Genomic DNA, 10,387 nt, shown 5'->3' on the forward strand with positions numbered 1-10,387 from the left:
CAACGCAGAGCTCACGGCTAAAATAGCCGCTGAGTGACGAACTCCAACATCTCCGGAAAACCCGGTCTGGTTCACACGGCCATGTTCCCCGGCACGTGCGGCTTCGACAGCGGCGTTCAGGGCAAGAAGATCGGTCTGGCGCGCGATTTCCTGCACAACAAGGATCTTTTCGGCAATCGTCTGCATCGCTCCAACCGCACGCGCCACGGCTTCACCGCTTTCACGAGCATCAGAGGCGGATTTCAGAGCCATCTTTTCTGTGTCGGTCGCGTTTTTGGCGCTTTGCTTGATGTTGGCGGCCATCTGCTCCATCGAGGCGGATGCCTCTTCGGTTGCGGTTGCCTGTTCGGTTGCACCGTGGCTCAGCGCTTCGGAGGTCGAGGACATTTCCGAGGCACCGGCGGCTACGTCACGCGCGGCTATCGACACATTGGCCACCACGTCACGCAAGCGAATGACCATGCTGTTCAACGTTTCAAGCAATTCCCCGATTTCGTCGTTGCTTTTGTTCTCGACGGTTTCGCGCAGGTCACCTTTTGCCACTCGATCTGCCAAGGCCACAGCCGATCCTACAGCTAGTTTTAAGCGTTTGGTAAATATCAAGACGATTGCCAAGGCGCTGAGGATCACGAAGACACTGATCATAGCGATCACAAATTCAGTTTGGCGTGCAATCGACTTACCCGCTTCGGTTTGAACCTTTGCTTCGCCAAGCTGATAGGCGGTCAACGCACCCAGGCTTTCGTAGATCGGGTCGATCTGCGGATAGAAAGATTGGCGCATGAAATCACGGACTATACTGCGGTTTTCCGAGTCCAGAAGGTTTGTCAGCTGGGTCATCGCGTCGTCTGCGGCCCCTTTGTTGGCTGCAACCGCGTCTTTGAGGACAACATCTTCCGGCGTCAGATACGTCAGCAGGTACGCATCCCAAAGCTCTTCGATCCGGGCGCGTTTTGTAGCAAGGGCCGTTTGGGCCTCGTCCCAGGCGAGATTTCCGTTATAGATCTCGTCAACCATGATGCGCGGTTCGCTGGTATAAAGGTCATTGATTTCTTTAAGCTGCTGAACCGGCACAACGCGGTCGGCAAAGATGGTTTCCATCCGGTCAAGAATACTTTCCATGCCGAACAAACCGGCCACGCCGACCACGATCATTGCGACGAATGTCATCGTCTGCAATGCGATGATCTTGGAGGCCAAGCTGCGGAAAAAGCCCTTTCGGGCAGGCGTTTGCTGAGTCATTACGCGGGTACCTTCTCGTTCGCCGCGTCTGCGGCACTGTAAGTTTTGAAAATCATGTCGAGGTCGGGGAACATCACGAACGTGTCCTTGTGTTGTCCGACGCCGCTGACGAATTCTGATGGCCAGGGTGACCCTACCGGAGGAACATCGCCGATAGAGCTTCGGTCGATGGTGGTGACCTCTTCAACTTGCTCGGCCAGAACGGCGACGGTCGTTTTCTCGTCTCCGATCCGCACATCGAGCACCAACATTCGGGTGTCTTCGGTGTTGGGGCTGTGTGGGATGCGCAAGGCGACACGGAGGTCGGCAAGTGGGACAACGACACCACGCACGTTGATCAGGCCAGTTGCGAAACTGCCAGATTGGGGCACACGGGTGGTCGGCACCAATTCCAGAATTTCGCGCAGATATTCGGCCGGAATGGCAAGTGCTTCACCACCAAGCCGAAAGGTCAAAATGTTCATTTGAGACTGTTGCATTATGCGGCTGTGTCCCTTCTTGCACGCAGTTCAACTTCGCGGCCCAAAGCAACAAGTTGAGTGGCGTCGAGGATCAGGGCGACAGTGCCGTCCCCAAGGATCGTGGCGCCGGAAAAGCTTTTGAGCTGCGCGTGGAACTGCGACAGTTGTTTGATAACGGTCTGGTAGTTGCCGATAATCCGATCGACAACGAGGCCAACACGGCCGCCGGTCGAGGAAACGATAACCACTTTTTGGAATTCAGGCGGTTCGCCGTCGATGTCGAAAATGCTGCGTAACCGCAGGAACGGCACCAACTCTCCACGTATGTTGAGGTAAGAAGACCCCCCGTTGCCAACCGCATGAATTGCAGGCAGTTCGACGCATTCTTCAACCGCGGCAAGCGGAATGGTGTAGCGTTCCCCGCCGACATCGACCAGCATCCCGTCGATGATCGCAAGTGTCAGCGGCAGGCGCAGTGTCAGAGTTGTTCCATGCCCTGGTTCGGACGTGAGGTCGATCTCGCCGCGCAGCGATCCGATGGTGCGTTTGACCACATCCATGCCTACGCCGCGTCCCGACAGTTCGGTGACCTTGTCGATGGTCGAAAAGCCCGGTGCGAAGATCAGTTGGAAAATGTCGTTCTCAGTCAGGTCGTCCTTTTCCGAAATGACACCCTTGCTGATGGCGCGCTCGCGGATTTTGTCGGGGTCCAGACCACGACCGTCGTCACGCACAGTGATCAGGACTTCTGCCCCGGAATAACGCGCGCTGAGTTCAATGGTGCCGGTTTCCGGCTTTCCTGCGGCGCGCCGATCGTCTGGCGTTTCAAGCCCGTGATCCACGGAATTGCGCAGAATATGCACCAGCGGATCCGCCAAGAGCTCTATGACCGTTTTGTCGAGTTCAGTGTCCTCGCCCACCGTCACAAAGTCCAAAGGCTTGTTCAAAGACGTAGACAGATCGCGCATCAGGCGGCGGAATCGACCCAGAATACTGCCAATCGGAACCATGCGCATCGACATGGTCGCATCGCGCAAACCCGCGACCAGGCGTTGAATGTCTTCGGCCACGGCCATCATCGCCTGATCGTTTGTGGCCCCAGTCAGCGCCTGAAGTCTGGCTTCGGCGATGACCAACTCGCCCACACGGTCCATCAGTTCGTCAAGCCGTTCGGTCGCCACGCGCATGGTCTCGCCAGCGGTTGGCTGGGCGGCAGCTTTGTTTGTCGGGGTGGCCTTTGGTGCGGGGACGTCTTTGGCAACCGGTGCATCCGGTACGGCAACTGGTGTTGCTTCAACGACGGGGGCTACATTCGGGTTGCGGCGTTCGACCGTAAGGTCCATCTCGTCGCGCACGAACATGAAGACCATGTCGATGTCATCGTCCGACAGGTTGGCGGCGATTTCCACTTCCCAACCGGTTAAACAATCCGTTGGGTCAAGATCGCCCAGTTCGGGAATGCGATCTTCTAGGGCGCGCACTTTGGTCTCTCCAAAGCCGCGCAACTCTTCCAGCAGAAGGGCGGGATTGCTGCCTAGGCGCAATGCGTCCTGACCCAACCAGAACCTTAGAACGGTTGTTGTTTCGCCCGACTGTTCGGCCTCGGAGGCGTCCGTGTCGGCCTCCGCAACACCCACTGGCGTGGCTGCGCCACCGGCGCTGTCTTGTGCATCGCCGCGCCCCATCATCTTGCGCAGGTCGGCAAGGATACGCTGGCTTTCGGCTTCGGCGCCTTCGGGGGCTTCCATGAGTTTCCCGATTTGGTCGCAGGCTGTCAGAGAAAGCCCGATCAAGTCATTACTCACCTGGGCACGCCCATTGCGAAGGTCGTCGAATGCGGTTTCAAATTCATGGACGAACTGCGACAGCTCCATAAATCCGAACATCGCACCCGATCCTTTGATCGTATGCATGCTGCGGAAAATCGAGTTGATCAGCTCGACATCTTCTGGATTGCCTTCGAGGTCCATCAAACCCTTTTCAATGGACTGAAGCAGATCAGAGGCTTCCTGTCTGAAGATCTCAGACCCCATGTCGTCAAATCCGGTCATGCGCCCACAATCTTTTTTACAACGGCAAGGATCTGGTTTTGGTCGAATGGCTTGACCATCCAACCTGTGGCGCCGACCTCTTTGGCCTGTGCCTTGAGCGATGCGTCGCTTTCGGTGGACAGAAAGACCACCGGGATACCGACCGATTGCGCGGTCTCGCGGAATTTACGGATAAAGCTTAGCCCATCGAGGCGTGGCATGTTCTGGTCGGTGAGAATGGCGTCGATTGGCGTCGACGTCGCTTTTTCAAACCCGTCTTGTCCGTCGGACGCCTCTACAACATCGTATCCTGCGGCAGACAGGGTCATCTGGACCATCTTCCGAACCGATGGAGAGTCGTCGACAACGAGAACTGTTTTGGTCATAGGTTTTATTCCTTTTTGCGCAAATCCGGTCAGACTGCTTCGGCAAATTGAACGCCGTACTGCTGAAGAAGGGCATCAAACGTGCCATCTGCGCCGAACACGACAGAAAACCGCTTTTTATCTCGCTGAGCTGACTTGCGAGCGCTGATCAAAACCTGGATCACCGATAGGTCTGCCTGCTCGACGCAGTTGCACGACACGACAGTATCGTCTTGGTTTTCGATCAGGGTTTGGAGATGAGACAGAATCTTCCCGGCCTCGGATATCGTGGCTTTGGCGGGCAATTCAAAAGATTGACTGGTCAATGTGCGTTCCTGACTCGTCACCGTAAGTTCATGGACGGGTTAACGAACACGTGGGTGCGTCTTTTAGAGACCGAGCCTTTCCGCAATTGGGCAGAAATGAGGCAAACGCCAAAATCACATTCTAACAAATTGATATGTATGGGGATTATCTATGGTTTCGGTATCCAAAGATATCAGCTGAAACGGTGCAGATTCCGCACAATTTGTAGATTTGAGAGATAAATCAGGTGCCATCGGCGGTCGGACCAGCTGCGATTATGGCAAAATTTTGGCGGCTTGATTTAATGGGCCATGCTGCACGGCAAATTGCGCGATGTTGACTTTCGTTGCAAGTGCAACGACAAATTAACTGCTCGTGGCGCAGGCCCGCGCGCAGGGGTATGACCGGGAGATTTTGAACAATGGCCAACGCATTCGCGTCGCAAGGGGATACTGCTGAAAAGCAGATATCTTTCACGGAAATTGGCAACGGCCTGTATGCTTTCACTGCCGAGGGCGATCCGAATTCAGGTGTGATTATCGGCGATGATAGCGTCATGATTATCGAAGCGCAGGCTACACCACGGCTTGCGGGCAAGGTGATCGAAAAGGTGCGCGAGGTCACCGACAAGCCTATCACACATGTTGTTCTGACCCACTACCACGCAGTACGCGTTCTGGGGGCCTCGGCGTTTGGCGCGCAGCAAGTCATCATGTCTGACGCTGCGCGTGCGATGGTTGTTGAACGCGGGCAAGAGGACTGGGACAGCGAATTCCAACGCTTTCCACGTCTTTTTCAGGGGCATGAAAGTATTCCAGGGCTGACTTGGCCGACGACGACTTTTGACACCGGCATGACCGTCTATCTGGGCAGTCGCCGGGTAGACTTGATGCATCTGGGTCGCGCGCATACCGCAGGTGATATCGTCATCCACGTGCCAGATGAGAATGTGATGTTTACCGGTGATATCGTCGAATACCACTCGGCCTGCTATTGCGGCGACGGGCACTTCGCCGATTGGGGTGACACGCTCGACAATATCGCGGCGTTTGATGTGGACGCGATTGCACCGGGTCGCGGAGATGCGCTGGTGGGCAAAGAGATGGTGAATGCTGCGATCGAAAGCACTCGTGATTTTGTCGAAAGCACTTATCGCCCGGCCGCGCGCGTTGCAGCGCGTGGTGGGTCCTTGAAAGAGGCATGGGATGCAGTGCGCGCGGAATGCGATCCCAAGTTCAAGGATTTCGCGATCTACGAACACTGTCTGCCGTTCAACGTCGCACGCGCGTATGATGAGGCTCGGGGTATCGATACGCCACGTATCTGGACCGCACAGCGCGACCTTGAGATGTGGGCCGATCTACAGGGATAGACCCCGTCGATCAAGGGAGGAATGACCATGCTGGATGACCGGTATCAAGTGGCATTTACGTTATATCCCTATGAACGGGTCGCGGATCAGAGTGCCGACACGGCGGTGCGTCATCCCGTTGTCGTCATGGGGGGAGGCCCGATTGGTGTGGCCACCGCACTAGATCTTGGGCTGCAAGGCATCCCGGTGGTGCTGCTTGATGACCATGAAGGGGTTGGGCAGGGGTCGCGCGCGATCTGTTTTGCGAAACGCACGCTTGAAATTGCGCACAGGTATGGCTGCGGGCAGCCGATGCTCGACAAAGGTGTGGTGTGGAACCTTGGTAAAGTGTTCCACGAGGACCGGCAGGTCTACGAATTCAACCTGCTGCCAGAGGATGGGCATCGCTACCCGGCATTTATTAATCTGCAACAACCCTATTTCGAACGGTTCCTCGTAGACCGCGTGCGTCAGGCGCAGGCCGAGGGCGCACCAATCGAACTGCGCGGCAAGAACCGTGTCGATGCCGTGGAAGTCGCCGATGATCGTGTCGTTCTTGACATATCGACACCGGATGGACCTTACCGGATCGAAGCGGATTGGCTTATTGGCTGCGATGGCGCCTCGTCTCCATTGCGCAAGATGATGGGACTGGATTTCGAAGGCCGTGTCTTTGAGGACAATTTCCTGATTGCCGATATCACGATGAAGGCCGATTTCCCGACCGAACGTTGGTTTTGGTTTGAGCCATCTTTCAAAGACAGCGGTGCATCGGCTCTGCTGCACAAGCAACCCGACGGTGTTTGGCGCATCGACTTTCAGCTGGGTTGGGATATCGACCGCGCAGAAGAACTTAAGGAAGACAATGTTCGGCGTCGTTTGACGGCGATGCTTGGGCCGGATGTGGAGTACGATCTCGTATGGACGTCGATCTACACCTTCCAATGCCGCCGGATGAAACAGTTTCGGCACGGCCCAGTGATCTTTGCCGGAGATGCCGCACATCAGGTGTCACCCTTTGGCGCGCGGGGGGCCAATTCGGGCATGCAGGACGTGGACAATTTGGGATGGAAACTGGGTATGGTCCTGAAGGGTTTCGCGCCGGACGCATTGCTCAACAGTTACGATCTAGAGCGTCGCCATGGCGCGGATGAGAACATTATGAACTCGACCCGGTCGACCGATTTCATCACGCCGAAATCCAAGGTCAGCCATGTGTTCCGCAATGCTGTTCTCGACCTCGCGCAGCACCACAGCTTTGCCCGGCCTTTGGTGAATTCGGGCCGTCTGTCAGTGCCATGTGTCTATGACAACCTGCCTTTGAACACGCCAGATGCCCTGCCAGACGGCCCGGACCGCGCGCGACCTGGTGCGCCGTGTCCGGATGCTCCGGTCGCAAATGAATATGTGCTTGATCACCTTGGCGGTGCGTTTGTGCTTTTGGGTCTCGGCGTAGATGTACCCGACAGTGTCGAGATCGACGGCATCATGCTACGGGGTATAAAACTTGATCCGGGTGGCGCACTGGCGGATCGATACCTCGGCAGTGCGCACCAGGCGGTGTACCTTATTCGTCCCGACCAACATGTAGCAGCGCGTTGGCCTGACTATTGCATCGCCGATGTATCGACTGCACTTGACCGCGCCCTTGGAAAGGGATGACCAGATGGCCTTGAATACTGAACCAAACATCGCTGACCCGGACGGGTTTTACGCCGAGCTTCTGGGTGCACACGATGGTCTGTCCGATGATCAAAGCATTGCTTTCAACGCCCGCCTCGTTCTGCTTTTGGCCAACCACATCGGGGACCGTGCGGTTCTGAGCGAGGCGCTTGCTGCGGCAGCACATGAGGATGAGGCGGTTTAAGGACCGTTGAGATCAGGAATTTGATTGCGGTCGGCGCTGACTTGGCAAAGACTTGCGCAATGACTGACCCAAAGCTGTCCATCCGATCTGCCAGACAGAATGATCTTGCCGCATTAATCGCGCTTTATGGCGATGACGATATCGGTGTGACCCGCGAAGCAATGGAACCCGACGACGCGTATCAAACCGCGTTTGACACGATCCAGTCAGACCCAAACCACGTGCTTGTTGTCGGAGAACTTGATGCAAAGATCGTCGCAACGCTGTTGCTGTCTTTCTTGCCCGGCCTGTCGCGCCACGGTGCGTGGCGCGCCCAGATCGAAGCAATGCGCGTGTCGAGTGACCTGCGCGGGCAGGGGATCGGGCAAGCTATGCTCGACTGGTCCATTGCCGAGGCCCGCAAACGGGGCTGTGCGTTGGTGCAACTGACCTCGGATCGACGCCGCGCCGATGCGCACCGGTTCTACGAACAGGCTGGATTTGCTCCCACGCATTTCGGCTACAAACTGTCACTGGAGACACCATGACCGACTTTCCCGTCTTTGACGGCCATAATGATTTGATCCTGCGCCTGCTGCGCGGCGATGTGACGGCCGATGCCGTGGCGGCAGGGTTGCCAGACGGGCATATCGACAAGCCGCGCGCGAAAGCGGGTGGTTTTGGCGGTGGGATGTTCGCGATCTTTGTGCCCAGTCCTGATGACAAGGCGGTGCGCCATGACGAGATGCGCAATCCGCCCTATGACATTGCTTTGCCGACCCAAGTTTCCGAGGCTGAAGCGACGGATTGGACAGAGCGCGGCTTTGACGCAATGGACAACCTTGAAGCTGCAGGGGCTATCCGCATCTGCCGCACTGCCTCTGATGTGGAGGCAGCTCTGCCTGCCGATGAAATGGCTGCTGTCACCCATATCGAAGGGGCCGAAGCGGTGGATCGCGAGTTTGCGAAGCTGAACCAATGGTATGACAGGGGCCTGCGGTCCCTTGGTCCGGTCTGGAGCCGTGACACGGTCTGGGGGCATGGCGTGCCTTTCCGCTACCCCTCTGACCCCGACACCGGGCCGGGTTTGACCGACGCCGGCAAAGCGCTGATCCGTGAATGCAACCGATTGAAAATCTTGGTTGATCTATCGCACCTCAACGGAAAAGGCTTTGAGGATGTGGCTCGGATCACCGACGCACCTCTGGTGGCGACTCACTCCAACGCGTGGGCGGTCTGCCCGCATTCACGCAACTTGACCGACCGCCAGCTGGCGGTGATCCGAGACAGCGATGGAATGGTTGGCATAAACTTCGCCAGCGCCTTTTTACGGCCCGACGGTAGGATGGAATCTGAGTTTGAGCTTGACATAATGCTTCGACACTTTGACCATCTCGTCAGTAGCCTTGGAGAAGATCGTGTCGGCCTTGGGTCCGATTTCGACGGCGCGCTTGTTCCCGATCACATTGAGGACTGTGCGGGCCTACCCAACCTGCTCACTGCTTTGCGTTCTCATGGCGTGGACGATGGTCTGATGACCAAGATCACTCATGGAAACTGGCTACGGGTCTTGCGGAAAACGTGGGGCCAATAACAAGAATTTTAGAACGGGGACTTACACCATGAAAACATCATTCGTTGCCGCCGCAGTGGCGTCGCTTCTGGCCGTTGGCATTGCCGCGCCCAGCTTTGCCCAAACGCCACCGAACATGCTGGTCATCGCGAACCGCATCGACGACATCAAAACATTCGATCCTGCCGAAAGCTTTGAATTCGCGGGTGCTGATGTCAGCCGGAACGTTTATGAAAAGCTCGTCAATTTCGACCCGCTCGACCTTGATGCTGGGTATCAGCCGCAACTTGCCGAAAGCTGGGACATTTCCGAAGATGGTATGACAATCACGTTCACGATGGCGGATGGTCACGTCTTTGCTTCGGGCAATCCGGTCACGGCCAAAGACGCGGAATTCTCACTGCGTCGGGCGGTTCAGTTGAACAAGACGCCATCATTCATCCTGACGCAGTTTGGGTTTACACCGGAAAACGTGGAAACAACCATCGTTGCGCCGGATGACACGACACTCGTTCTGACTCTCGACAAACCTTACGCGCTGTCCTTCGTGCTGAACTGTTTGACCGCCACCATTGGCGGCATCGTCGACATGGAAACGGCAATGGCGAACGAAGTCGATGGCGACATGGGCAACGAATGGCTACGCACCAACACCGCCGGCTCTGGCCCCTACAAGGTCGTCGATTGGAAGCCAAGCGAGAGCGTTCTGATGGACCTCAACCCGAACTACGGCGGCGAAACGCCTGCGATGGAACGGGTGATCGTTCAGCACATTCAGGAAAGTGCGACACAGCGCCTTCAGCTTGAACGTGGCGATATCGACGTGGCGCGGAACCTGTCGCCTGAAGATGTGGCCGGTTTGGAAGGTGTCGACGGCGTCAAGATTATTGACGAACTGCGCGGCCGTTTGATGTATTTCGCGGCTAATCAGAAAAACGAAATGCTGTCTGATCCTAAAGTGCTGGAAGCGCTGAAGCTGGCGGCGGACTACGAAGGCATGTCTGGGTCGTTCCTCAAGGGGCAGTATACTGTGCATCAGGCCTTCCTGCCGCGTACGTTCCTTGGCGCGCTGGATGAAAAACCGTTCAGCTATGACATGGATGCTGCAAAGGCCGCTCTGGCTGAATCTGCACACCCAGATTGCGGCCCGATCAAGATCTCGGTCCGTGATGCGCAAGAACGTCTGGACATCGCACAGTCGCTACAAAACACG

Annotated in this window: 11 protein-coding genes; 6 read left to right on the plus strand and 5 right to left on the minus strand. The window is 56.5% G+C overall.

Annotated features, from left to right (window positions below; all coding sequences use genetic code 11):
- The 5 genes from ACTG4M_RS15970 to ACTG4M_RS15990 form a co-directional block, all read right to left on the minus strand.
- Positions 1 to 1,242, minus strand: a 1,242-nt coding sequence (locus tag ACTG4M_RS15970; protein ID WP_439124657.1) for a methyl-accepting chemotaxis protein, incomplete at its 3' end; no start/stop codon positions are given.
- Positions 1,242 to 1,706, minus strand: coding sequence for a chemotaxis protein CheW (locus ACTG4M_RS15975; protein WP_439124658.1), 465 nt, complete (start codon positions 1,704 to 1,706; stop codon positions 1,242 to 1,244). The genes ACTG4M_RS15970 and ACTG4M_RS15975, both read right to left, overlap by 1 nt.
- Before the next feature lie 14 nt (positions 1,707 to 1,720).
- Positions 1,721 to 3,754, minus strand: coding sequence for a chemotaxis protein CheA (locus ACTG4M_RS15980; RefSeq protein WP_439124659.1), 2,034 nt, complete (start codon positions 3,752 to 3,754; stop codon positions 1,721 to 1,723).
- Positions 3,751 to 4,119, minus strand: a complete 369-nt coding sequence (locus tag ACTG4M_RS15985) for a response regulator (RefSeq protein WP_439124660.1) — start codon at positions 4,117 to 4,119, stop codon at positions 3,751 to 3,753. The genes ACTG4M_RS15980 and ACTG4M_RS15985 overlap by 4 nt, the downstream gene beginning before the upstream one ends.
- A gap of 29 nt (positions 4,120 to 4,148) precedes the next feature.
- Positions 4,149 to 4,424 (minus strand): STAS domain-containing protein, encoded by a 276-nt coding sequence (locus ACTG4M_RS15990; protein ID WP_439124661.1) that lies wholly within the window; start codon positions 4,422 to 4,424, stop codon positions 4,149 to 4,151.
- 401 nt (positions 4,425 to 4,825) lie between these two features.
- Here ACTG4M_RS15990 and ACTG4M_RS15995 point away from each other — a divergent pair, with 401 nt between their 5' ends.
- The 6 genes from ACTG4M_RS15995 to ACTG4M_RS16020 form a co-directional block, all read left to right on the plus strand.
- A complete protein-coding gene (locus ACTG4M_RS15995; protein ID WP_439124662.1) occupies positions 4,826 to 5,776 on the plus strand; it encodes an MBL fold metallo-hydrolase in 951 nt (316 codons plus the stop codon).
- Positions 5,777 to 5,803: 27 nt separating this feature from the next.
- Positions 5,804 to 7,417, plus strand: a complete 1,614-nt coding sequence (locus tag ACTG4M_RS16000; protein ID WP_439124663.1) for an FAD-dependent oxidoreductase — start codon at positions 5,804 to 5,806, stop codon at positions 7,415 to 7,417.
- A 4-nt stretch (positions 7,418 to 7,421) separates the two neighbouring features.
- A complete protein-coding gene (locus ACTG4M_RS16005) occupies positions 7,422 to 7,622 on the plus strand; it encodes a DUF2783 domain-containing protein (protein ID WP_439124664.1) in 201 nt (66 codons plus the stop codon).
- 59 nt (positions 7,623 to 7,681) lie between these two features.
- Positions 7,682 to 8,149, plus strand: coding sequence for a GNAT family N-acetyltransferase (locus tag ACTG4M_RS16010; protein WP_439124665.1), 468 nt, complete (start codon positions 7,682 to 7,684; stop codon positions 8,147 to 8,149).
- Entirely contained in the window at positions 8,146 to 9,195 is a 1,050-nt protein-coding gene (locus ACTG4M_RS16015; protein WP_439124666.1) for a dipeptidase, read from the plus strand. Before ACTG4M_RS16010 ends, ACTG4M_RS16015 begins: the two co-directional genes overlap by 4 nt.
- A 28-nt stretch (positions 9,196 to 9,223) precedes the next feature.
- The coding region (locus ACTG4M_RS16020) for an ABC transporter substrate-binding protein (RefSeq protein WP_439124667.1) at positions 9,224 to 10,387 on the plus strand (1,164 nt) is incomplete at its 3' end.

The organism is Marivita sp., assembly GCF_965656765.1.
Classification (GTDB): domain Bacteria; phylum Pseudomonadota; class Alphaproteobacteria; order Rhodobacterales; family Rhodobacteraceae; genus Marivita.

Bases quoted from the DNA above. Each gene is read 5' to 3' on its own strand.
- ACTG4M_RS15995 (WP_439124662.1), top strand. From the start codon at position 4,826: ATGGCCAACGCATTCGCGTCGCAAGGGGATACTGCTGAAAAGCAGATA.
- ACTG4M_RS15980 (WP_439124659.1), bottom strand. From the start codon at position 3,754: ATGACCGGATTTGACGACATGGGGTCTGAGATCTTCAGACAGGAAGCC.
- ACTG4M_RS15985 (WP_439124660.1), bottom strand. From the start codon at position 4,119: ATGACCAAAACAGTTCTCGTTGTCGACGACTCTCCATCGGTTCGGAAG.
- ACTG4M_RS16015 (WP_439124666.1), top strand. From the start codon at position 8,146: ATGACCGACTTTCCCGTCTTTGACGGCCATAATGATTTGATCCTGCGC.
- ACTG4M_RS16005 (WP_439124664.1), top strand. From the start codon at position 7,422: ATGGCCTTGAATACTGAACCAAACATCGCTGACCCGGACGGGTTTTAC.
- ACTG4M_RS15975 (WP_439124658.1), bottom strand. From the start codon at position 1,706: ATGAACATTTTGACCTTTCGGCTTGGTGGTGAAGCACTTGCCATTCCG.
- ACTG4M_RS16010 (WP_439124665.1), top strand. From the start codon at position 7,682: ATGACTGACCCAAAGCTGTCCATCCGATCTGCCAGACAGAATGATCTT.
- ACTG4M_RS16000 (WP_439124663.1), top strand. From the start codon at position 5,804: ATGCTGGATGACCGGTATCAAGTGGCATTTACGTTATATCCCTATGAA.